General features: G+C 63.9%; 22 protein-coding genes and 3 pseudogenes. 14 read left to right on the top strand and 11 right to left on the bottom strand.

Translation table 11 applies throughout. From position 1 onward, the window contains the following. Positions 1-34: 34 nt before the first annotated feature. The 6 genes and pseudogenes from cckA (at position 35) to ONR75_RS12455 (ending at position 6,588) form a co-directional block, all read left to right on the top strand. Positions 35-2,598, top strand: a pseudogene (gene cckA, locus ONR75_RS12430) (cell cycle histidine kinase CckA). 69 nt (positions 2,599-2,667) lie between these two features. Then, positions 2,668-3,201: a hypothetical protein gene (locus ONR75_RS12435; protein ID WP_265082860.1), complete on the top strand. Its 534-nt coding sequence runs from the start codon at positions 2,668-2,670 to the stop codon at positions 3,199-3,201. Next, on the top strand, positions 3,155-3,754 hold the full coding sequence (locus ONR75_RS12440) for a glycosyltransferase (protein ID WP_413776514.1): 600 nt from the start codon (positions 3,155-3,157) through the stop codon (positions 3,752-3,754). The genes ONR75_RS12435 and ONR75_RS12440 overlap by 47 nt, the downstream gene beginning before the upstream one ends. A gap of 212 nt (positions 3,755-3,966) precedes the next feature. Continuing rightward, complete coding sequence (locus tag ONR75_RS12445; protein WP_265082862.1) at positions 3,967-4,944, top strand: Tim44 domain-containing protein; 978 nt, start codon at positions 3,967-3,969, stop codon at positions 4,942-4,944. Between the two features lie 186 nt (positions 4,945-5,130). Beyond that, entirely contained in the window at positions 5,131-5,802 is a 672-nt protein-coding gene (locus tag ONR75_RS12450; protein WP_265083635.1) for a lectin, read from the top strand. 78 nt (positions 5,803-5,880) lie between these two features. Next, complete coding sequence (locus ONR75_RS12455) at positions 5,881-6,588, top strand: glutathione S-transferase (RefSeq protein WP_265082863.1); 708 nt, start codon at positions 5,881-5,883, stop codon at positions 6,586-6,588. 84 nt (positions 6,589-6,672) lie between these two features. Here ONR75_RS12455 and ONR75_RS12460 read toward each other — a convergent pair whose 3' ends face one another. Continuing rightward, positions 6,673-6,861, bottom strand: coding sequence for a hypothetical protein (locus ONR75_RS12460; protein ID WP_265082864.1), 189 nt, complete (start codon positions 6,859-6,861; stop codon positions 6,673-6,675). A gap of 172 nt (positions 6,862-7,033) precedes the next feature. Then, on the bottom strand, positions 7,034-7,495 hold the full coding sequence (locus ONR75_RS12465) for a hypothetical protein (RefSeq protein WP_265082865.1): 462 nt from the start codon (positions 7,493-7,495) through the stop codon (positions 7,034-7,036). Between the two features lie 84 nt (positions 7,496-7,579). Here ONR75_RS12465 and ONR75_RS12470 point away from each other — a divergent pair, with 84 nt between their 5' ends. From ONR75_RS12470 to ONR75_RS12480, 3 genes and pseudogenes are all read left to right on the top strand, one after another. Beyond that, the gene (locus tag ONR75_RS12470; protein WP_265082866.1) at positions 7,580-7,801 is read left to right on the top strand and encodes a hypothetical protein; all 222 of its coding nucleotides are present in this window, start codon (positions 7,580-7,582) and stop codon (positions 7,799-7,801) included. A 149-nt stretch (positions 7,802-7,950) separates the two neighbouring features. After that, positions 7,951-8,097, top strand: a complete 147-nt coding sequence (locus ONR75_RS12475; protein WP_265082867.1) for a type II toxin-antitoxin system RelE/ParE family toxin — start codon at positions 7,951-7,953, stop codon at positions 8,095-8,097. A 121-nt stretch (positions 8,098-8,218) separates the two neighbouring features. Beyond that, positions 8,219-9,872, top strand: a pseudogene (locus tag ONR75_RS12480) (fumarate hydratase). 34 nt (positions 9,873-9,906) lie between these two features. Here the strand turns inward: ONR75_RS12480 and ONR75_RS12485 are convergent. From ONR75_RS12485 to ONR75_RS12500, 4 genes are all read right to left on the bottom strand, one after another. After that, positions 9,907-10,875, bottom strand: a complete 969-nt coding sequence (locus ONR75_RS12485; RefSeq protein WP_265082868.1) for an SH3 domain-containing protein — start codon at positions 10,873-10,875, stop codon at positions 9,907-9,909. A 62-nt stretch (positions 10,876-10,937) separates the two neighbouring features. Beyond that, entirely contained in the window at positions 10,938-12,590 is a 1,653-nt protein-coding gene (locus ONR75_RS12490; RefSeq protein ID WP_265082869.1) for a sulfatase-like hydrolase/transferase, read from the bottom strand. Between the two features lie 464 nt (positions 12,591-13,054). Next, on the bottom strand, positions 13,055-13,612 hold the full coding sequence (locus ONR75_RS12495) for an inner membrane-spanning protein YciB (protein ID WP_265082870.1): 558 nt from the start codon (positions 13,610-13,612) through the stop codon (positions 13,055-13,057). 71 nt (positions 13,613-13,683) lie between these two features. Beyond that, entirely contained in the window at positions 13,684-14,013 is a 330-nt protein-coding gene (locus tag ONR75_RS12500) for a hypothetical protein (protein WP_265082871.1), read from the bottom strand. A gap of 110 nt (positions 14,014-14,123) precedes the next feature. On the opposite strand from ONR75_RS12500, the gene ONR75_RS12505 reads away from it, so the two are divergent. Next, positions 14,124-14,849 carry a TetR/AcrR family transcriptional regulator gene (locus ONR75_RS12505; protein ID WP_265082872.1) on the top strand — a complete coding sequence of 242 codons (726 nt, stop codon included), beginning with the start codon at positions 14,124-14,126 and terminating at the stop codon, positions 14,847-14,849. A gap of 56 nt (positions 14,850-14,905) precedes the next feature. On the opposite strand, the gene ONR75_RS12510 is transcribed toward ONR75_RS12505, so the two are convergent. Beyond that, entirely contained in the window at positions 14,906-15,535 is a 630-nt protein-coding gene (locus ONR75_RS12510; protein WP_413776464.1) for a hypothetical protein, read from the bottom strand. A 143-nt stretch (positions 15,536-15,678) separates the two neighbouring features. On the opposite strand from ONR75_RS12510, the pseudogene ONR75_RS12515 reads away from it, so the two are divergent. Continuing rightward, positions 15,679-16,299: pseudogene (locus tag ONR75_RS12515) on the top strand (SET domain-containing protein); the annotation flags it as partial. Between the two features lie 2 nt (positions 16,300-16,301). Here the strand turns inward: ONR75_RS12515 and ONR75_RS12520 are convergent. Further along, the gene (locus tag ONR75_RS12520) at positions 16,302-16,700 is read right to left on the bottom strand and encodes a hypothetical protein (protein WP_265082874.1); all 399 of its coding nucleotides are present in this window, start codon (positions 16,698-16,700) and stop codon (positions 16,302-16,304) included. A gap of 112 nt (positions 16,701-16,812) precedes the next feature. Here ONR75_RS12520 and ONR75_RS12525 point away from each other — a divergent pair, with 112 nt between their 5' ends. Together ONR75_RS12525 and ONR75_RS12530 are read left to right on the top strand one after the other, a co-directional pair. After that, positions 16,813-17,634 (top strand): helix-turn-helix domain-containing protein, encoded by an 822-nt coding sequence (locus ONR75_RS12525; protein ID WP_265082875.1) that lies wholly within the window; start codon positions 16,813-16,815, stop codon positions 17,632-17,634. A gap of 55 nt (positions 17,635-17,689) precedes the next feature. Continuing rightward, positions 17,690-18,700: a c-type cytochrome gene (locus tag ONR75_RS12530; protein WP_265082876.1), complete on the top strand. Its 1,011-nt coding sequence runs from the start codon at positions 17,690-17,692 to the stop codon at positions 18,698-18,700. Positions 18,701-18,717: 17 nt separating this feature from the next. Here the strand turns inward: ONR75_RS12530 and ONR75_RS12535 are convergent, their stop codons facing one another. From ONR75_RS12535 to ONR75_RS12545, 3 genes are all read right to left on the bottom strand, one after another. After that, positions 18,718-19,506, bottom strand: coding sequence for a GGDEF domain-containing protein (locus ONR75_RS12535; protein WP_265082877.1), 789 nt, complete (start codon positions 19,504-19,506; stop codon positions 18,718-18,720). Next, positions 19,506-20,135 carry a hypothetical protein gene (locus ONR75_RS12540; RefSeq protein ID WP_265082878.1) on the bottom strand — a complete coding sequence of 210 codons (630 nt, stop codon included), beginning with the start codon at positions 20,133-20,135 and terminating at the stop codon, positions 19,506-19,508. Before ONR75_RS12540 ends, ONR75_RS12535 begins: the two co-directional genes overlap by 1 nt. 350 nt (positions 20,136-20,485) lie before the next feature. Then, on the bottom strand, positions 20,486-20,953 hold the full coding sequence (locus ONR75_RS12545; RefSeq protein ID WP_265082879.1) for a DoxX family protein: 468 nt from the start codon (positions 20,951-20,953) through the stop codon (positions 20,486-20,488). Between the two features lie 210 nt (positions 20,954-21,163). Here ONR75_RS12545 and ONR75_RS12550 point away from each other — a divergent pair, with 210 nt between their 5' ends. Further along, positions 21,164-21,829 (top strand): DsbA family protein, encoded by a 666-nt coding sequence (locus tag ONR75_RS12550; RefSeq protein ID WP_265082880.1) that lies wholly within the window; start codon positions 21,164-21,166, stop codon positions 21,827-21,829. The last annotated feature ends 11 nt before the right edge of the window (positions 21,830-21,840 follow it).

Consider the following 21,840-nt stretch of genomic DNA (forward strand, 5'->3'; position numbering starts at 1 on the left):
GCTGCAACCCATTCAACAGGCCGCAAATCGTCCGATGACCGCCGAGACTGACCACGATCTCCCGCACACGTCGATGACGACGCAGGAGCCGGCCCGGCGCAGCGGCAGCATCCTGCTGGTGCTCCTGATCGCCGGCGCCATCATCGCCGCGGCGGTGGCCTTCATGACGCTCGGGCGCACCCAGGCGCAGCCCTACATTCTGGGAACGCTGGCCCTGCTGGCGATGGTCGGGCTGTTCACGCTGTTCGCCTTTGCGGCCGGGATCGTCCGCTTCGCAGACCGCTCCGCCGACGATCCGATGATGCGCTCGGTGACCGATCACGCCTTCGACGGCATTGCGGTGACCGATGCACGCGGCCACGTCGTTTACGCTAACGCCGCCTATCTGGCCCTCACCGGGGCCACCTCGGTGCAGGATGCCCGTCCGGTGGAGCGGGTCTTCATCGGCAATCCCGACGTCTCCGAGGCGGTGTTCCGGCTGCTCAAGGCGGCCCGCGAGGGCAAGCGGCAGCAGGAGGAGGTGCGCGTCACCACCGGCGACGGAACCCATGGCCGCTGGCTGCGGATGCGGGTCCGTGCACTCGGCGCCAGCAAGCGCGAAGCGCGGTCCGCCGTATGGAGCATTGCCGACATCACCCGCGACCGCGAACGCCAGGAAGACGTCTTCCAGGAACTGCAGCACGCCATCGAATATCTCGATCACGCGCCGTGCGGTTTCTTCTCGGTCAATCCCAAGGGCGAGCTGGTGTATGTCAACGCTACGCTGGCCAATTGGCTCGACCACGATCTGGCGGAAATCGGCTCCGGCGGATTGAAGCTCACCGACATCGTGTCCGGCGACGGCGCCTCGCTGTTGACCTCGATCGTGCCGGTGCCCGGCGAAGTCAAAACCGAAGTGTTCGACATCGACCTGCGGATGCGCAACGGCAAGACCATGCCGGTGCGGCTCTATCACAAGCTGGCCTTCGGCGCTGACGGCGTGGCCGGCGCCTCGCGCACGCTGGTGATCAGCCGCGCCCGCGACGAACGCTCGGATCCGCAGCGCGCCGCCGAGGTGCGCTTCATGCGCTTCTTCGACCACACGCCGATGGCGATCGCGACGGTGGATCGCGCGGGCACGGTGGTGCGCGGCAATGCCCGCTTCGCCAAGCTGGCGCAGAGCCTGAGCGCGTCGGGCGCGGTCAACAAGTCGATCCTCGCCGCGGTCAGCGATCGCGACCGCAGCCTGTTGATCTCGGCTATCGGCCACGCCGCCGAAGGGCAGGGCGATATCCCGCCGGTGGAAGCGCTGCTGGAAGGTGCCAAGGAGCGTTGGGGCCAGTTCTTCGTCACCGCCGTCGAGGAAGACGAGCGCGAGACCGAAGCCGCCATCGTCTACATGCTGGAGACCACCGAGCGGCGCACGCTGGAAAACCAGATCAACCAGTCACAGAAGATGGACATGGTCGGCCAACTTGCCGGCGGCATTGCCCATGACTTCAACAACGTGCTGTCGGCCATCATGATGGCCAACGACTTCCTGCTGAACGCGCACAAGCCGACCGACCCGTCGTTCCAGGACATCATGCAGATCAAGCAGAATGCCACGCGCGCCGCGACGCTGGTGCGGCAGCTGCTGGCATTCTCGCGCCGCCAGACGCTACGGCCGCAGGTGCTGCATCTCGGCGACGCGCTCTCCGATCTCACCATGCTGCTGCGCCGCCTGATCGGCGAGAAGGTCAAGCTCGATCTGGTGCATGGCCGCGACCTGTGGCCGGTGAAGGTCGACGTCTCCCAGTTCGAGCAGGTCATCGTCAACCTTGCGGTCAATGCGCGCGACGCGATGCCTGACGGCGGCACGCTGACGGTGCGCACCGTGAACGTCCCGGTGCAGGAGATCGAGCGCCTGTCCTACAAGGGCATGCCGCCCTCGGACTACGTCCGCATCGACGTCAGCGACACCGGGACCGGTATTCCCGCCGATATCGTCGACAAGATCTTCGAACCGTTCTTCTCGACCAAGGAAGTCGGCAAGGGCACCGGCCTCGGGCTCTCGACGGTCTACGGGATCGTCAAGCAGACCGGCGGCTTCATCTACGTGGACTCCGAAGCCAACAGGGGCACCACGTTCCGGATCTTCCTGCCGCGCCATCATCAGGAAAAGGAAGTTGCGCCCGAGCCCACGCCGATCGCTCCAGCGGCCAAGGAAGCGCCGGCCGAGACCAAGCCGCGCGATGCCGATCTCACCGGGCAGGGCACCATCCTGCTGGTCGAAGACGAGGAGGGCTGCGCTCGCTCAATGCCCGTGGATTGCGCTCGCGCGGCTATACCGTGGTCGAAGCCTCCAACGGCATCGAGGCCATGGAAGTGCTGGAGGAACAGGACGGGGCGGTCGATCTGGTGGTGTCCGACGTGGTGATGCCGGAGATGGACGGGCCGACGCTGCTCAAGGAAATGCGCGCCCGCAATCCCAACCTCAAGATCATCTTCGTCTCGGGCTATGCCGAAGAGGCGTTCGAGAAGAGCCTGCCGGAGAACGAACAGTTCGCCTTCCTGGCGAAGCCGTTCGCGCTCAGCGCGTTGATTGCCAAGGTGAAGGAAACCATGGGGCCGAGCTAGTTCAAGCTCGGCAGGCCTCCCGTTGCTGCGCGTCCGAGACTGACGGATAGCAGCGGTCCGGGGCGATCGATGGCGGGAGCGACGGTCTGCTGCATGGCGGCAAGCGTGGCGCGCTCATTACAGCTTCTTCATGTTCCAGCAATTCAGAGCAACCAAAACGTCAAAGTATTGTCGCGGGAGGCGGAGGCCTTGGGCACGTCCAGTGTCGTGGGTTCGTGTCGGACTGCGCGCGCTTTCGATATGTCTGGAGCCATTGCAATGGGTATAAGCCTGATCCGGCTGCTTCGCGCGATCTATCGCGTGACAATCGGAAAGCTGTTCCCGTGCCTGTTCAAGTACATGTGTCTTCTGGTGTTCAAGGATGAGTATCTTCGTCTCCAGCAGCAAAGCGAACGCTTTGCCACAAAGCTGGAATTACTCGAGAGGGGCCTCGTCGAGATATTCGATCACAGCTGCACAACACGGCCTAAGCTCGACGCGACAAGCGATGCACCTGCGATCTCCGTGATCATGCCGACGTATAACCGCGCACTGCATCGAAGATGCTATCCGGAGCATCGTTGCCCAACACTTCCAGAATTGGGAATTGATCGTGGTCGATGATGGCAGCACCGACATGACTCACGAGATTCTTGCACCGTATCTGCACGACGGTCGTGTCGTCTCTATCACGCAGCCACACCGCGGCCAGTCGAGTGCGCGCAATCGCGCACTGGCCGCCGCCCGCGGCGGCATCATTGCCTATCTGGACAGCGACAACGTCGCGCTGCCGAACTTTTTGACCGCGGTTGCCGCCGCGTTTGCTGCAGAACCGGAGACCGATTTCATGTACGGAGCGCTCCTCACGCGACACCACGGCGACGCGGGCGGCGCATTGGTGTTCGAGCCCTTCAACCGCGACATTCTGTTGCGGCAGAATTTCATCGATCTGAACACTGTCGCGCACCGGCGCACATTGTTCGCTCGTTACGGCGGGTTCGATGAGTCGCTCGAACGGCTGACCGACTGGGATCTTGCCCTGCGCTACACGGCGCACCTGCCGGCGCGCCCGCTCCCGGTCGTCGCTGCGCAATACCGCTCTCGCGACAGCTCCCGCGTAAGCGACCTCTATCCCCACGAACCGGCCTACCAGAGGGTCCGCGGCAAATGGGCGTGAGATGATCGGCGGCCCCGGCCGCCGGCGGCGATTCCGCGGCCGTATACTGTTCGCCACATATCGGCTACTGCGGTGCGGCAACAATGATCGCGACCAGCCCGCCTGGGCCGCGACCTAGAGCCGCAGCGATTTCGCCCCATGGGTGCTTCCTTTTTAGGCTGGCGTCGCCATGTTAGTCACGCTTCCCCCTGCCGGGGATTGAGGGAATAGCCATGAACTTCACCATACGTACGCGCGGCCTCGTCAAGATGATGGCCGTCGTCCTGTCGGTGGCAATGCCGTTGATGCTCGCACTCTCGTCGGCCGACGCTCGCGTCGGCGGCGGCAGCAGCTCGGGCTCACGCGGCACGCGCACCTTCTCCGCGCCGCCCAGCACCTCCACGGCGCCCAACGCGGCTCAGCCGTTCAACCGCACCATGACCCAGCCGGGCTCGCCCGGCATGAACACCGCACCTGCCGCAGGCGCAGCCGCCAAGGGCGGTTTCTTCAACCGGCCCGGTATGGGAATGCTCGGCGGTCTGGCCGCCGGCTTCCTCGGCGCCGGCCTGCTCGGCATGCTGTTCGGTGGTGGTATGTTCTCGGGCCTCGGCGGTATCTCGTCGATCATCGGCTTGCTGCTGCAGGTCGGCCTGGTGATCATCGTCGTCCGTCTGGCCATGTCGTGGTGGCAGCGTCGCAACCAGACCGCGTCGGCCTATGCCGGCCCGGCGGCTGGACCTGACGTCGGCCCGGGCGCCCAGACCAGCTATCGTACCGGCACCGGTTTCGGCATCGGCGCCAATGCGGCGCCGCTCGAAATCGTCCCGGCCGACTATGAAGCGTTCGAAAAGCTCCTGAGCGATATTCAGGCTGCCTGGTCGGACGAGGACGTGGCCAGGTTGCACACGCTGGCGACCCCCGAAATGGTGTCGTACTTCACCAAGGATCTCGAAGAGAACAAGGCGAAGAACGACATCAACAAGGTGTCGAACGTGAAGTTGCTGCAGGGCGATCTTGCCGAATCCTGGCGCGAAGGCGACACCGACTACGCTTCCGTTGCGATGCGCTTTACGCTGATCGACAAGACGCTCGAGCGCGGTACCAACCGCCTCGTTGCCGGCAGCGAGACGCCCACCGAAGCCACCGAAGTCTGGACCTTCGTGCGGCCGAAAGGTTCGAACTGGGAGCTGTCGGCGATCCAGCAGGCCTGAGGTTCTGCATCATCAAGTTGAGGAAGGCGTCGCGGTTTTTCGCGGCGCCTTTTTCTTTGCACGGATTCAAATTCTGATTCCCGGCAAGCCGGGAATAATCCGCCGACCGCCGTGTTGATCAGTGGCAATGCTGAGTCAATTCAGCATTCATAAAAATCATGGGAGGATACGATGCCTGCACGCTTTATGACGATCTCGCGCCTTGGCCTGTGCGCCGGCGCCCTTGCAGTCAGTCTTGCCGCCGGGAAGCCTGCTGTGGCGCAAGGCGCCGACACCAGCTTCTTTGTCACCAGCATGGGCATCGGCAATGGCGGCAATCTCGGCGGTCTCGCCGGTGCCGACAACCAGTGCCAGACGCTGGCGCAGGCCGCTGGCGCGGGCGCCAGGACGTGGCGCGCTTATCTGTCGACCCAGGCTGCCGACGGCAAGCCGGCGATCAACGCGCGCGATCGCATCGGCGCTGGACCATGGAAAAATGCCAAAGGCGTCGTGATCGCCAAGGACGTCGCCGAATTGCATGGCGCCAACAATCTGTCCAAACAGACCGCCCTGAGCGAAAAGGGCGAGGTCATCAACGGACGCGGCGACACGCCGAACCGCCATGACATCCTGACCGGATCGCAAGCCGACGGCACCGCGTTTGCCGGCACCGAGGACCGTACCTGCAAGAACTGGACGAGCAGCACCCAGGGCTCCGCCATGCTTGGCCATGCCGACCGCACCGGCCTCAACGATGAACCGCCGGCGAAGTCCTGGAACACCTCGCATCCGTCGCGCGGTCCCGATGGCGGCTGCTCCCAGGCCGACCTGAAGAGCACCGGCGGCGATGGGTTGCTGTACTGTTTCGCCACGAATTGACGTGCGCGCCGTAGCCATGAAACGAACCATCGACGCGCGAGATCCGTTAATCTCGGATCAGACGCGAAGAGGTTCTGCATGGCTTACGAACTGTACTACTGGCCGACTATCCAGGGCCGCGGCGAATACGTCCGTCTGGCGCTGGAAGAGGCCGGCGCTGACTACAGCGACGTCGCCCGCGGCAAGGGCGGCACGGCGGCGATGATGAAGATGATGGAGGCGAAGGGCGGCACGCCGCCCTTCGCGCCGCCCTTCCTCAAAAGCGGCAGGCTGGTGATCGGCCAGACCGCCAATATCCTGCTCTATCTCGGGTCGCGCCATGGCCTGGCACCGAAGACGGAGGCCGGCCGGCTCTGGGTGCATCAGTTGCAGCTGACGGTCACGGACTTCGTTGCCGAAGTGCACGATACCCATCATCCGATCGCGACCTCGCTGTATTATGAGGACCAGAAAGGGCCGGCAAAGCAACGCGCGGCGGATTTCCTCAAGCAACGGGTGCCGAAATATCTCGGTTACTTCGAGCGGGTGTTGAAGAGCAGCGGCGGGGCATATCTCACCGGGCGGAAGCTCAGCTACGCCGACCTGTCGCTGTTCCAGATCGTCGAGGGCATGCGCTATGCGTTTCCGAAGCGGATGAAGCGCTTCGAGCGGGAGATTCCCGCCTTGATCGCGCTGCATGACCGCGTCGCGACGCGCCCGAATATCAAGGCCTACCTCTCAAGTGAGCGCCGCATCGCCTTCAACGAAGACGGCATCTTCAGGCACTACAAGGCGCTGGATCGCTGAATGCAGGCGCCGACGCGACAACGGCCTCAACCCGAGCGGGCGAGGCCGTTGTCGTTTTGTGCGACGCCGGAGGCGCCGTCGCGATCAGGCGATCTGGTCGATCCGCGTGCCCTGGCCAGGCGGCAAAGGGGCCGGCGGGGTCGGCGGGTTGGTGCGCGCGTCGTCGCGATCGTTGTCCGCTTTCACGTCCCGCACCACATCCGGCGCCTTGGCTTCTACCGGCTGCGGGGGAGCCAGCGGCGGCGACGTGGTGACGCTTGAAATACTGCTCATCAATCCAATCCTCGTTTTCCGGTTCGTATCGGCCGACCTTGGCCCCACGGAAACAACGAGTCATGAATGTGTTCGGTCAACTTGGATCTCAGGCGGTCATTTCGCGGCGATGGTAAACAGCGGGCCGTCGTGGTCGTTAAAATGCCGGTGAAAGCCCGTAGTGAGCTACCGATTACTCGTCCTTGCCGCGCGAGATGGAAATGGCGGCGGCGGTCTTGCTGCGGGTGCAGCGCATGTTGAGGCGGCGGAAGCGTGTGGCGACGTCGTCGCCGCGCAACAGCCCCATGCGGCCGATACAGCGCGTGGCACCTTTCAGCGTGTCGGCTTTTGGAATCGTGAAGACGATGGCCGCGGCGCCGGCCACCAGATCGAAGAACGCCGGCTGCGGCTTGCGGCTGTCGGCTTCGGCAAACAGTTCATTGCTGACGCTGCGGCTGGCGCAGCCGAGCCGGATCTGTTTCGCTGCGGGATGCGAGAGGTAGATCACGTTGGCGGCGGTACGCCCGACGCTGAGGCCGTCGATCTGGCTCTTCAGCTGGCGGGCGAGATCGTCGCAACGGTCGGCGCGGGCCGGCGAGGCGGAAAAGAAGGCAAGCAAAGCGAGCGACGGAAGAAGTGCGGATGTTTTGATCATGGTACCCCCGGGTGCCATCAAACCCTGCGCGAGGGTCCGGCGCAAGATGGTGGAATACGTTGCGCCATATGATAAGCTGCTGCCATGACCAAGCTTCTCGAACTTGCCCTGCGGCAGATCGAACAATTGCCGGATGGCGAGCAGGATGCCGCCGCCGGTGCGCTTCTCGAATACGTCAAGCACCGGCGCGAAGTCCAGTTGACCGACGCGCAGGTAGCCGAGGTGGGGCGTCGCATCGCCGACACCGACCGAAAACTCCTGAGCCTCGAACAAGTGCGCGAACGCATCGCGCGGCTTCGTTCCTGATCCCGCGACATGAAGCTCGTTTTCGATGAACGAGCCGCCGCCGACCTCGACAGCATTTTTGTATGGCTTGCACAGGATAGCCGGATAACCGCAGAACTCGTCATGGACCGGCTTTTCAGCAGCGCTGAAATGTTGACCGTATTCCTTCAATGGGGCATCCCGGCCGCTTTCCGGGCACGCGGGAGTGGGTGGTTCCGCGGCTACCCTACGTACTGGTCTATGAGATTGACCAGAAGCGCGATCGGATCGTCATAGCCGCGATATTCCACACCGCACAGGATCGCGATCGCGAGTGACGCGTCCCAAACGCCGCCCTGTGGCACCAAATCCTCAAAACTGCCCCCTAGTTTTGAGCGCTTCAAAACGTGGAGAAAAGCGCCTACAAGACCCGAAAACCCGTCCCTTCGAGGCATCCCCATGAACGCCCCCATCGCCATCCCGACCCCGAAAGCCGTCCCGCCCTACAAGCACACGCCGCTGTTTCCGCTGGGGCCGGACACCACGCCCTACCGCAAGATCACCACGGAGGGCGTGCGGGTCGAGAAGGTGCTGGGCAAGGACATGCTGGTGGTGTCGCGCGAGGCGCTCCGGGCGCTGTCCGAAGCGGCGTTCGGCGACATCAACCACTACCTGCGGCCGGGCCATCTGCAGCAGCTGCGCAACATCCTCGACGACTCCGAGGCCAGCCCGAACGACAAGTTCGTGGCCTTCGACTTCCTGAAGAACGCCAACATCGCCGCTGGCGGCGTGCTGCCCATGTGCCAGGACACCGGCACCGCCATCATCATGGGCAAGAAGGGCTCGAACGTGCTGTCCGATGGCGACGACGAGGCCGCGCTCTCGGAGGGCGCCCGCGACGCCTATCTGCGCCGCAACCTGCGCTATTCGCAGGTGGCACCGCTGTCGATGTACGAGGAAAAGAACACCGCCAACAACATGCCGGCGCAGTGCGAGATCTATGCCGAGGGCGATGACGCCTACAAGTTTATGTTCATGGCCAAGGGCGGCGGCAGCGCCAACAAGAGCTTCCTGTTTCAGGCGACGCCCTCGGTGCTGACGAAGGACCGCATGCTGGCCTATCTGAAAGAGAAGATCATGACGCTCGGCACTGCCGCGTGCCCGCCGTACCATCTGGCGATCGTGATCGGCGGCACCTCGGCCGAGTTGTGCATGAAGACGGTGAAGCTGGCTTCCGCCCGCTATCTCGACGCACTGCCGACCACGGGATCGGAGAACGGCAACGCGTTCCGCGATCTGGAGATGGAGCAGGAAATCCTCAAGATGACGCAGGCTTCCGGCGTCGGCGCGCAGTTCGGCGGCAAGTATTTCTGCCACGACGTGCGCGTCATCCGGCTGCCGCGCCACGGCGCGTCGTTGCCGATCGGGCTCGGCGTGTCGTGCTCTGCGGACCGCCAGGTGCTCGGCAAGATCACCAAGGACGGCGTCTATCTAGAGGAACTCGAGCACAATCCGGCGAAGTACCTTCCGGCGGTGGAAGAGGCGCTCGGCGGCGACGTCGTCAAGATCGACCTCAACCAGCCGATGAAGGATATCCTGTCGACGTTGTCGAAGTATCCGACCAAGACCCGGCTGTCGCTCACCGGCACCATGATCGTGGCGCGCGACTCGGCGCACGCCAAGCTGCGCGAGCGCCTGGAAAAGGGCGAGCCGCTGCCCGACTACTTCAAGAACCATCCGGTGTACTATGCCGGCCCGGCTAAGACGCCCGACGGCTACGCCTCCGGTGCGTTCGGCCCGACCACCGCCGGCCGCATGGACTCCTTCGTTGACCTGTTCCAGGCGGCGGGCGGCTCGATGGTGATGGTGGCCAAGGGCAACCGCGCCGTGGCGGTGCGCGAGGCCTGCAAGAAGCACGGCGGCTTCTATCTCGGCTCGATCGGCGGCTCCGCGGCGAGATCTCGCCGAGCACTGCATCAAGAAGGTCGAGGTGGTGGAATATCCCGAGCTTGGCATGGAAGCGATCTGGCGCATCGAGGTCGAGGATTTCCCGGCATTCATCATCATCGACGACAAGGGCAACGACTTCTTCAAGGAGCTGAACCTCGGCTGATAGCGAGCCCTCCCGCAATGACGGAGGGCCTGTCTCAACTGCAGTTGGTCACCTGGCTTGAGCACAGCCGCCGCCACCAGCCGCGGACGCCGTCATAGCTTTGCACCAGCGCCCAGAAGCCGCTGCAGGCGAGCAGCTTCTTGGGACCGCCATCGGCGCTGATGGGGCTGCCGCCATCGCCGGTCGCCGGCAGCCATTGCGCGTCGATGTGCGGCGCCTGAAACAGCCCGCCCATGCGGGTGTCGCCATTGGCATAGTTGGCGCCGACCTTGTTCGCCGCGACCCAGCCGCGGCCGGCATAGGGCCTGGGGTGGTTGCGCGGATAGACGCGCGGGTCCTCGTAGTCCTTGCCCGGCGGCGTTGCGCCCTCGATCAGGAACCAGCCATCCTTGAAGCCGAGGATGGTGAACTCCGTCAGCCAGCCGCCGTCGGGGACGTTCTCGCCCTTGCTCTTGAACTTGTACGGCGCCGGCAGCGTGCCTAGCACGGTGGACCTGGCGTCCGGCTGCGCGCGGACGTTGAGGCCCCGGCGATCGGTATCGGCTGTCCAGGCCCGCAGGTCGCACGGCATGACGCCTGCCGGCAAATCGCTGCGCCGCGTCAGCAATTCGGCGTGCAGCACGCGATAGTCTGCCTCGGTGCGCGCGGCGCTGTTCTCGCGCGGGATGTTGCCGGTCAGACCGGGATCGCGCGGGCGAAGCTCGCCGGTCACGGCGGCGAGGCGCCCATCGACGCGTGCCAACGTCGCCACCAGCATGTCGCCGGGCTCGAACGCGCTGGCCGCCGTGGTTGGCTTGTTGGCGTCGGCGGGATAGGCGGCGAGGTAGGCGACGGGCGATTCCGCGTTTGCCTTATCAATATGGAACACCTGGCCGGCGACGTAACCGGCGGGCAGCCTCGCAGCGGCGCTGGCGAACCATTCGGGCGTGGTCGGCGGCGCCGGCTGCGCGTGCGCGGCTGCTGCGAGGGTGATGCAAGTCAGGAGAATGGCAAACCGGGTCATGCCCATATGTCGCCCGGTGCGCCGTCAGGTTCGATGGCGTGAAACGACGACAATCGCGGTCCTCACGCGAGATCGATGATGCCGCGCGCGACCAGCGTCCGGTGAAATTGGCGTTTTCGTTCAGACGGCGACGCAAAATAGGCCTGGCCGCAATGTGCAAGCAGGCTGGCGCGCGTGGCAAAGACCTCGTCGAGCGGCAGACCCGCGTGCTGCAGGGCCACGGTTCCGAGAAAGGCGATGTCGAGGTCGGGGCCGCGGCCAGCGGCGAGGCGACCTGACCGATCGTTCAAGCTCTCGATGGCGTAGAAGGTGCGAAACTGGCGTCGCGGGTCGGCCGCTAGCCGGAGCTTTGCCTCGATCCGCCGTGTCATCACAGGCTGATGGTCGCCGTAATGGACAATCAGCATGGGGCGTTCGGGAAATCGGGCTGCCAGTTCTGTCTTGAGCTTGCTCCAGGTCGCGGCCGTTTCCGCAAGGCGGGCGTAGTACTCCGCATACTGCGTATCGGGAAGACTGGCGGTGGCGAAGGCGCGTTCGCCCTCGAATTGCCCGGGCGCGACCAGCCGGCGGCTGTGAGGGCCGTGGTTGAAGTTGGTCAGCAGATACAGAAACTGCGGCGCGGCGTCGCCTGCGATGCGCTGTGCATGCGCCGCAACGGCGGCGTCGAGAAACATCGCATCGGAGTTGGTCGTTTCGAAGCGGTCGACGTCGAACGGCGCTGGAAGATCGTCGGTGAAGATCCGTTCGCCCATGCCGATGGCGGAATAGAATTCGTCATAGTTGAGAAAGCTGCGACGGCAGCTCGATGTCAGCGTCGTCTTGTAGCCGAGTGCGGCGAGCGCATGCGGCAGGGTGTTTTTGAACCGGCCGACACCCCGCTTGAAAAGAAAATAGGCGTTCGAGCCGAAGCTCGCGCTGGAAAGGCCAGTGAGCAGGCTGAATTCGGATTGCCACGATCCGCCGCCGAAAATGTCGACGTTGAGATGTCCCGAGCGGCCAGCAGGGGGCGACAGAAATCCCTCGACAAGGGGCTCGACCGGCAGCCCGTAGATGCGGGGATCGAAGATCGACTCATGCTGGATGACGATGATGTCGGGACTATCGGGCGAACGCGCCGCGGCAGGCGGCATCAGGGGCAGCTGCTCGCTGGCGATGTCGATCAGCGCCAGCCCGCCGACCGGCCGCCAGGAAAACGGATCGAGCAGCGACGCGATGAAGGTCGAGAAGAAACAACGCGGCTGGGCTGCGATGCGCTGAAACGCGCCGGGCCCGCCGCTGATCCGATAAGTTGCCGCCAGGGCGACGAAGGCAACGGCGACGATGAGAACGCGAAGTTCGAACGACACTGGCGTCCCGGTGACGTAGAGCGAAGCCGCGCCGGCGGCGAGTACGAACCCAATGCCACCCGCGATCACCGCTGCGACCGCAAGCGGATACTGAATCACGAAGAACGGCACGGTGCCCGCAAACATCAGCGGAAAATCCGTCACGATCAATTTCAAACCGCTGTGACTATACTTGACGCGCGATGCGCCGAAGATGGCGATCGTCAGAATTGCGCTGAGCAGGATCGCACGTTCGAGGTCTGCGACAACGAGCAGGATCAGCGCCGCATTGAAGCACAGTGCCGCGATCGCAAACCCGAGATGCGCGAAGCTGCGCTCTGCCAGCCAAAGGGCGCCGACGGCGACCGCAATCGAAATGGTCAATATCATCGTAACCGATGCATCAGCATGGGATTGTTGCTCAATCTGTGACGCAATTATTACGTGGGGTCGGGCTGTTATGCCAGCCCGACCAAAGGCCCTTCCATGTCCGGGTTGGACGATCGAGATCGGGGCGTAACTGCCTGTCCTTGAACTGTTGCGATGTGATGGGGCGACGGTGGCTTGTCATTCACCGATCGAGGTTGCCCGAGCGAAGGTTCCGGGACTCGATTCTGCCGGGACTCGCAAGGGTGACTGCGAAAAAGAAAAGCGGTGACGGCCGCGCGCATCCTGTTCAACTGGGGCACTCGAGATCCCTGCGATCTCGAAAGCCGCTCACAATGACCCATGCTCTGAGGATAAATGCGATGCTGGTGGCGCTGCTGGCCACGGCAAGCGCAATCAACGGAATCATCTTCTACAATTTTCTCTGACGCCGAATCGCCTGCGCTGACGGCGGTAGGTGAGAGCAATCAGGCGCGTGTTGCGGCAGCCCGCAGGCGGCGCGCAATGATGACGCGGAATACGACGTACTGGATGGCGAAGGCGACGATCTTGGCGCCGATGGCAACCACTGAAATATAGAACGCCCACAGCTTGATGTCCCCGGTCATCGCGATTGCGATGTTGCCGATGCCGAGCGCAAACATCAGCGCGGCCCAGGCGTAGCCGGCCGCGTTGGCGTATTCGGGAATGTTGTCGGTGACGATCGGCGGCAGATAGCGCAGCATCCAGCCGCGCTGCAACATCACCAGACCGACGGCGAAATGCCCGATGCTCGGCTTCATCAGCACGAAGCGCGGATCGCTGGTCAGAAGTGTTGCGCAGCCCAGCACGACGACCACGGCCAGGATCGCATAAGTCATAAATTCGAGCTTTTTGCCGGTGAGGCGGGCATGAACGAACTGCGCGATGCTGCCCGCGATGGCCACGCCTGTCGCGATCAGCACGTCGCCGGTGACGGCATAGACGGCCAGGAACACGATAGCCGAAAAGAAATCGACAAAGAGCTGGCGGAAGACGTTGGCCATCTGCGGTCCTTCGGACGCTTTGTTCGTCGAGTGAAGCGTAGTGATCAGGACGATTGTCGGCAACCGTAACGTCAGATTGCAAGCGCCTTCTGGCAGGCGCAATGCTGCGTGGTACAGCTGACGGAGGTGGGTGACCACTGCGACGCGGCGGCGGTTTCGCCGGCCAGAGTCGCACCGGTCAGGGCGACCACAACGGTCAGGCTCGCGAGGCTTGCCGTCCACCCGACCACGCCAGGCCGGTTCTGTGCGGTCATGGCGAGAACAAATTGCACGATGGCGCCGGTGACGGCGATACCTGCCGCAACCACAACGTCGCCGGCCACGGCGAAGGCCGCGAAGAAGGCGAGGGTTGAAACGAAGCCGGTCGTCAGTTTGCGGATGAGGTTCAGGAGCAAGGTCATGGCAGTTTCCGCCGAGTTATCTTTACAATGTAAAGATACACTAGAACGGCGTCCCGGGTGCCGTCAAGCAAAATCTTTACAGTGTCTAGATGGCGCCTTATAAGGGATCTATGACCTCCGGACCGACCACCCGCCGCACAGCTCCTGCAAAGCCCCGTTCAGCGAGGAAAGCAGCGCCGACACGAGGTGGTGGGTCGGCCGGCGCGACCAATCCGCCTGCTGCGGGCGACAGCTACCACCACGGCGATCTGCCGGAGGCGTTGCTGAAAGCAGCCGAGATCGTGCTCGAACGCGACGGCCTGCAAGGCTTGACGCTGCGCGCCGTGGCCCGCGAGGCGGGCGTGTCGCACGCTGCTCCGACTCATCATTTCGGCGATCTCAGCGGGCTGGTCAGCGAACTCGCGGCCATCGGCTTTCGCAGTTTCAACGCCGCCATGGTGGCCGCCGGCGCCACCGGCGCGACGCCGCTGCAAAGCGCGCTGGCGCGTGCCAAGGCCTATCTCGCTTATGCCCGCGAACATCGCGGCATGTATCTGCTGATGTTCCGTACCGAACGGCTCGACATGACCCGTCCTGCGCTCCGCGAGGCCGCCAATGCATCGTTCGCGGGACTGGCCAGCGTGGTCGGCGCACGGCGCGACGATCATATCGATGCGGAGGCGCTGACCATCGAGCAGGCGGCGCAGATTGCCCGCGCCTGGTCGCTGGTCCACGGCTACACCATGCTGGCCCTCGACGGTCGATTGACCGACATCCTGAGCCGGCTGCCGGAGGGGACCGACGCCGAGGCCCTGTTCGTCGAGATGCTCAAGATCACCGTGGTCAAGCCGGATTGAGATCAGGGCCGAGCGCGACCTCCGCGCAACCGTTCCCGGACCGGAACTGACCGGCATTAGCGGGGCATCGCCAGTTCGATGGCACGGCCGCGGCTGCCGAGCACGGCAACCCTGTCCTTGCGGCAATCGAACTTCTTGGCGCCCTCGTCGGCGGCCTTGCGTGCCAAATCGTTGGCATCGGGATTGGCCGTCACGTCCACATAGGCGACATGGCAGGCGGCGCCGGGCGGCAGCCGCGTCACCACCAGCATCTGCTTGGTCTGCGGCCGGCCGTTCTTGTCCGGATCGTTATTATCGGCGATGTGCCAGCGCAGGATCATGGCGAATGGCTTGCCCTTGGCGTTGAGGCGCCATTCGACGGTGTCGGTGGTCGAGTTGAACGGCCCGAAGCCTTGTCCGGCGGCAGGCTCCAGCCCCGCAGCCTTGGCGGTGCGGCCGACCGAGACGGTCTCGCGCATATCGTCTTCCTGCTTCAGCACCACCAGGCCCTTGGGGCCCGCACAGACCCGTTCGGATGCGTAGTCATCGTCGTCGACCTTGAACGCCGCGATCTTGCGGCAGTCTTTCTCCGATGCCGAGCTATAGGCGCTGCTGAAGGTCTGGGCCTGCGCACAGACCCCGCCGAACATGGCGATGGCCACGCCGAGCAGGGCGGCAGATCGGGGCAGGCCGGGCAGCAGTGACATAGGCAGTAATCCCTTGGGAATATGCCCCTTTGACGGTCACAAGCTGGGGAAGGTTCACCGGAGCGGCTGACATGGGAGGCGGAATCGCTCTAAAACCATGCGTCATCGTCCCCTTGTCCCCAGCAGCGTCAGTCCTGTCCATCATGCCCGTCCTTTCAAGCAAGCCCTACCGCGTCGGTCGCTCCAGGACTGGCCTCGGCCTGTTCGCCACCCAGCCGATCAAGAAGGGCAGCAAGATCATCCGCTATTTCGGTCCGATGCTCGACTGCAACAAGAAGAAGGACGATGCGGTCGAGAACAAGTATCTGTTCCAGATCACCAAGCGCTGGACCGTCGATGGCTCCGTGCGCAAGAACATCGCGCGCTACATCAATCACGCCTGCAAGCCGAATGCGGAATCCGACGTCAATACGCGGAAACTCAAGATCACCATTCGGGCGATCAAGAACATCGAGCCGGGCGAGGAAATCAACTACGATTACGGCACTGAATACTTCAAGGAATACCTGAAGCCGATCGGCTGCAAGTGCGATTCCTGCGAGAAGAAGCGCAAGAAGAAGCGCGCCGAGGCCCGCGCCGAAAAGCTGGCATTGAAGGTCAAGGCTGAGAAGAAGGCAGCCCGGCAGGCGGACAAGACCAAGCTGAACGGCGCGGCTAAAAAGCTCGCCAATGGCCACGCGGTGAAGGCGAAGGCCGGAAAGAAGAAGGCCGCCGCGGCAACCGCGACGGCCAAGGCCAAGAAGGCAGGCAAGGCCCGCGCCGCAGCTTAGGCGTTTTGCGCGCTGCCGCTGCGCCGCAGTCCGAGATACTGCAGTTCGGCGAATACCCCGACCGCGGCGGCCTGCAGGGCGATAAAGGCCTTGCCGAGCAAAGTCGGCGTCACCGCGCCGCTGAACAGCAGCGCAATGCTGCCGAGCGTCCACAGCGCGTTGCCGATAATGATCAGCAGCACCAGGGCCTGCGGCAGGGTAGCCCGGCTGCCGAGCCAGCCGACCAGCGCGGCATAGCCGATCAGGAACAGCCCGGACTCCAGCAGCAGCGGCTCGGGCAGGCCGAACAGCGGCGCCAGCATGCTTGCGCCGAAGGTCAGCAGCAGCGCCATGGCGCCGCTCGCGGCGGCGTCGGCCTGGAGTGCGAGACGAAGCATAGGGGAGGGGATGATCATCGGGGTCTCCTTCGGTTGAGCGTTGACGCTCCAAAGATGATCCGGCCGTGGCGGCAAATCGATTACCTGCGGGGTCATGGAAGCTGCGAAAATCGCGTGCTAATTTTTGGCCATGACAACGCCATTCGCCACCGCCGCATCGGCCACCCGCCCCGCCCGCATCGGCGAGCACTTGCGCGCCTGGCGGCAGCGCCGCCGGCTCAGCCAGCTCGATCTGGCCGGCGATGCCGAGATCTCCACCCGCCACCTTAGCTTCGTCGAGACCGGCCGGGCCGCACCGTCGCGCGACATGGTGCTGCGGCTCGCCGAGCGGCTTGAGGTGCCCTTGCGCGAGCGCAACGTGCTGCTGGTCGCAGCGGGCTTTGCGCCCGCGTTTCCGCAGCGCGCGCTGGACGATCCGGCGCTGCGGGCCGCGCGGCAGGCGATCGATCTGGTATTGAAGGCGCACGAGCCGAATCCGGCGCTGGCGATCGACCGGCACTGGAATCTGGTGTCGGCCAACCGCATGGTGATGCCGCTGCTGGAGGGCATCGCGCCGCGCCTGTTGGGGCAGCCGCTCAACGTGCTGCGGCTCAGCTTTCATCCGGAGGCGCTGGCGTCGCGCACCGTCAATCTCGGCGACTGGTGCGCGCATCTGCTGGAGCGGCTGCACCGCCAGTGCGAGGCCACCGCGGATCCCGAACTGATCCGGCTGCACCAGGAGTTGAAAGCCTATCCGGTGCCGGCGCGCCGCGGGCCGGTGGCCGCCGACACGGTGGCGGTGCCGTTCATCATGCGGCTCGGCGCCGACGTACTCAGCTTCATTTCCACCACCATGATGTTCGGCACGCCGCTCGATATCACCCTGTCGGAGATTGCGGTGGAGACGTTCTTTCCGGCGGACGCCTCGACTGCAGATCGACTGCGGGCGATGGCCGCCGCCCTCGACGGCTGATTGACAGCGCCGGGCATGGATGGTCCATGATGCAGCTCCTCCAACCGGGCTGCCGATGCCGTCATTTCCTGCCAAGTCTCATCGTGTTTCGCTTGCCCTCGCAGCGATCGCCGCCTGCCTGTTCGGCGCCGGCATGGCCCGCGCGCAAAATGCGCCGCCGCTGATCTGGACCGCACCGGAAGTCGGCGCCTTGCCGGATGACGACAACGGGCGGCTGGTGCGTCGCGGCCGCGATCTGGTCACCGCGACCTACGCCCATATCGGACCCGAGGTCTCCGATCCCGCCAAGCGCTACGCCGGCAACAATCTCGCCTGCAGCAATTGCCATCTGCAGGCCGGCACCAAGAAGTTCGGTCTGCCGATCTTCGGCCTGTTCGAACTGTTTCCGCAATACAGCGCGCGGCTCGGCGCAGAGATCACCATCGAGGATCGCGTCAACTCCTGCATGCTGCGCAGCATGAACGGGCGCGCTTTGCCGAATGACAGCGCGGAGATGCAGGCCTTCGTCGCCTATATCCGCTTTCTCTCCACCGGTGTGCCGGCCGGAAAAATCCTGCCGGGGCTGGGCGTCGGGTCGATCTCGGAGCTGAAGGGCGCTGCCGATCCGGTGCGCGGCAATGCGCTCTATGTCGAGAAATGCCAGTCGTGCCACAACACCGACGGCTCCGGGATCCGCCGCAGCCTGCCGACCACCGATCTCGGCTACATGATGCCGCCGCTGTGGGGACCGGACAGTTTCAACAACGGCGCCGGCATGGCGCGGCTGATCACCGCGGCAAACTTCCTGCACTCCAACATGCCGCACGGCGCCGACTATCTGAATCCGCGGCTGACCGGCGAACAGGCCTGGGATCTCGCCGCCTACATGATCTCGCAGCCGCGCCCGGTGAAGTCCGGGCTCGACAAGGATTTCCCCGACCTGTCGAAGAAGCCGGTGGATGCGCCTTACGGACCCTATGCGGACGGGTTCAGCGAAAGGCAGCACACCTACGGCCCGTTTGGGCCGATCCGCAAAGCACTCGCCAAATTAAAGGCGAAGCAGCCGACCGCGGTGCCGCGCCCGTAGCACAAGGGCGGCAACGCCTATTGACTTTGCAGCGCCGGTTCGGCGGTCACTTCGGCGACGGGGGCTTCGTGTCGATCGTACCGGCACACCCGATTGCGACCTTGGACCTTCGCCGCATAAAGCAGGTGGTCGGCTGCGGCGATCATACCCTCCACGCCACCGGCGGACATGTCGGCGGTGACGCCGAAGCTCATGGTGACGGCCAGATCGGGGTGGATAGTCCGCCAGGAATGGGAAGCGATGTCGTTCCGCAGCCGCTCGCAACAGTCCACGGCAGCGTCGATGGTGCTTTCGGGGAAGGCAAAGGCAAATTCCTCGCCGCCATAGCGCGCAACGATGTCCGACGAACGGATATGCCGGCACAACAACATCCCGACCTCGCGCAGCACGGCGTCGCCCGTGGCGTGTGAAAACCCGTCGTTGATGCGCTTGAAGTGATCGATATCGGCGAGGACGATCACGAAGGGATGGCCATATCTTTGCGACTGGTCATACATCGCCTGCGCAACGTCGTCGAAGTGACGACGGTTGTGCAGTCCGGTAAGCGAGTCGCGAATAGCCATTTCGGCAAGCTGTTCGGCCTGCCGGCTGATCGTGAGATGCGGTTCCAGCAGCTTGCGGTGGCTTGCGGCGAGGTCGCGGCTCATGGCGTTGAAGGCGTGCGCCAGAACACCGACTTCGTCGCGTGACGTAATGTTGACCTGCTGATCCAGGGTCCCGTTCTGCATGGCATTGACCGCACAAGTCAGTTGGCGCAGCGACTTGCTCATACCGTTGCCTATAAGCAATCCGAGACCGATGGCCATCAGCGCCGCCGCTGCCATACCCCATGAATTGGCATCCCAAACTGCGGCGATATAGGAGCGATCCGCGGGGAGAAATTCATGATTCCTAGCGGCGAGGCGAAGGCGACGATCTTGCCTCCGACGACGACCGGGATCGACCGTCGTTGTTCCTCAGGCAATATGGCGCGCCCGGGTTCGTGCTGCGTGCTCAGGACGCGCCCCGCCAGATCGAACAGGATGAACCGGAAAGGAGGCTCGCCGCGATTGACAGGGGTCTGACCGGGCGGACCGGCCGGCAAGGCGTCGGCACTTGTCGCCGACCACGGTGGAATGGCCGCCGCCTCGGCCGGTCCGCCAGAATCGATGGCGTAGCGGTGAGCGGGTTCAGGATCGATCGGGCGCGATTGCCGCATCATCGCCAGGCGTCGCTGCGAGAAGTGGCGGAACGTCTCCACCTTCTGCCCCTCGTCCCAGGAGCCGTAGGTGAGCCAATAGGATGCCACATCGCGACGGAAGTTCTGCGCGGCACGCGTCAGCACGATGTTCTCAAACTTTTCCATCAAGCGCTGATGCGCAACCAAGCCGACCAAGGCCACCGAGGCGAGGCTGGTCACGAGCAGCGCGACGATGAATTTGATACGCACCGACATAGCGATGGACCCCTGCAGTCAAGGCTGTCTGTGGCGTAGCCGTGTCGCGGCCGGGCGAATCAGGTTGTGTTGGAACGTCAGGATTCTCTGGAGATAGTAAGCGGTATTTTGATATCGGTCGCCAGCTAGCAAATCAAGCGGATCACGGCCCGCGCCGCATCCATCTCCAAGCTTGGTATCAAAAATGGATAGCAGGAGGTGTCGTGCTTTGACGGCATCGTGCCGAGCGTCAGGTCGGCATCTGCGACCGGGCTAGCGCCGTCTGCTGAGGTCGCTTGGCTACGTAAAAATGCCCGGCGGTCGCTGGCGACCGCCGGGCATGTTTCGTCTATTCTTGGCCTGTGCGGGATTCAGGCTAGCTTGACGGCACCGTCGGCGCGCGCCGGGACCGCCTGCTTCAGTTTCTCTTTCCATGCCTCGATGGCGACAACCAGTGAAGCGATTGCCCAGAACACCGGATATTCATAGCCCCCGGTATTCCAGGTCCAGCCGAAGCCCTTCACAACCTGTAGCGCATAGACGGCGAACAGCAGCAGTGCGACAGCACCCAGCGCGACGAAGCGTGTGCAGATGCCGAGCACCAGCGCCACCCCCGCGGCTGTTTCGGCGGCGGCGGCGATCAGCACCCAGACCTCCGGCGGATGAAAGCCCGCCTTGGCGAAGAAGCCGGCAGTCCCTGCGGACACCGCGCCCGCCGCGAATTTTCCGGCGACATGTGGGAATAGAAATGCACCGCAAATGATGCGGAGAATGTTCAGCCCCTTTGTCAGGTCGAAGTTTTCAGCCTTGATGCGAAAGTCATCACCAGTAAGCCACATAGTCTCAAGCCCCTTTTTATTCAGTCATATGGTCATATCTTCTGGTTCGTGACGGGCTTTGCGTCAGATCAAGTTGTGCGTGGGCGGTTCTCAAAAAGTGCGTGTTCGATTGCTGTGCCGGAGCGGCGATCCGGGTTGTGATCTGGACTGGCCTGCCTTGCCGGCCTGCTGCGCTTCACTTATGTTTTGGCCAACAGAGAGGACCCGCTGATGAGCACGACCAAGCCGCTCCAGATCGACATCGTTTCCGACGTGGTCTGTCCATGGTGCTACATCGGCAAGCGTCGCATCGAGAATGCGCTGGCACTGACGCCCGATGTTCCGGTCGAGGTGAACTGGCGGCCGTTTTTTCTCAATCCGTGGATTCCGCGTGAGGGCATCGATCGCTCCACCTACCTTGAAACCAAGTTCGGTTCGGTCGAGGCCTACAAGGGCATCGCGGGACGCGTGGTTGCTGCCGCCGATGAAGAGGGACTGAGCTATCGGCCGGATTCGGTAAAGCGCCAGCCCAACACCATCGATTGCCACCGCCTGATCCACTGGGCCGAGGCGTCGGGAAAATCCGCCGCGGTGAAGCAGCGGCTGATGGAACTGTATTTTCGCGATGGCGGCGATCTCACCCAGTCCGAGACGCTGGTCCAGGCGGCAGCGGATTGCGGCCTCGATGGCGAGGCGGTGCGCCGGCGGCTTGCCACCGACGAGGACGTGACGCTGATCTCGGAGCAGGCCAAGGAGGCGTCCGACAAGGGCATCTCCGGCGTGCCGACCTTCGTGCTCGCGGGGAAGTATGCGATCTCCGGCGCGCAACCCGCCGATCAGCTCGCCCGTGCCATCCGGCAGGTATCGGCCGAGGTTAATGCGCAGGCCGCGGAGTAAGGCGGCCGACG

The organism is Rhodopseudomonas sp. P2A-2r (assembly GCF_026015985.1).
GTDB lineage: Bacteria > Pseudomonadota > Alphaproteobacteria > Rhizobiales > Xanthobacteraceae > Tardiphaga.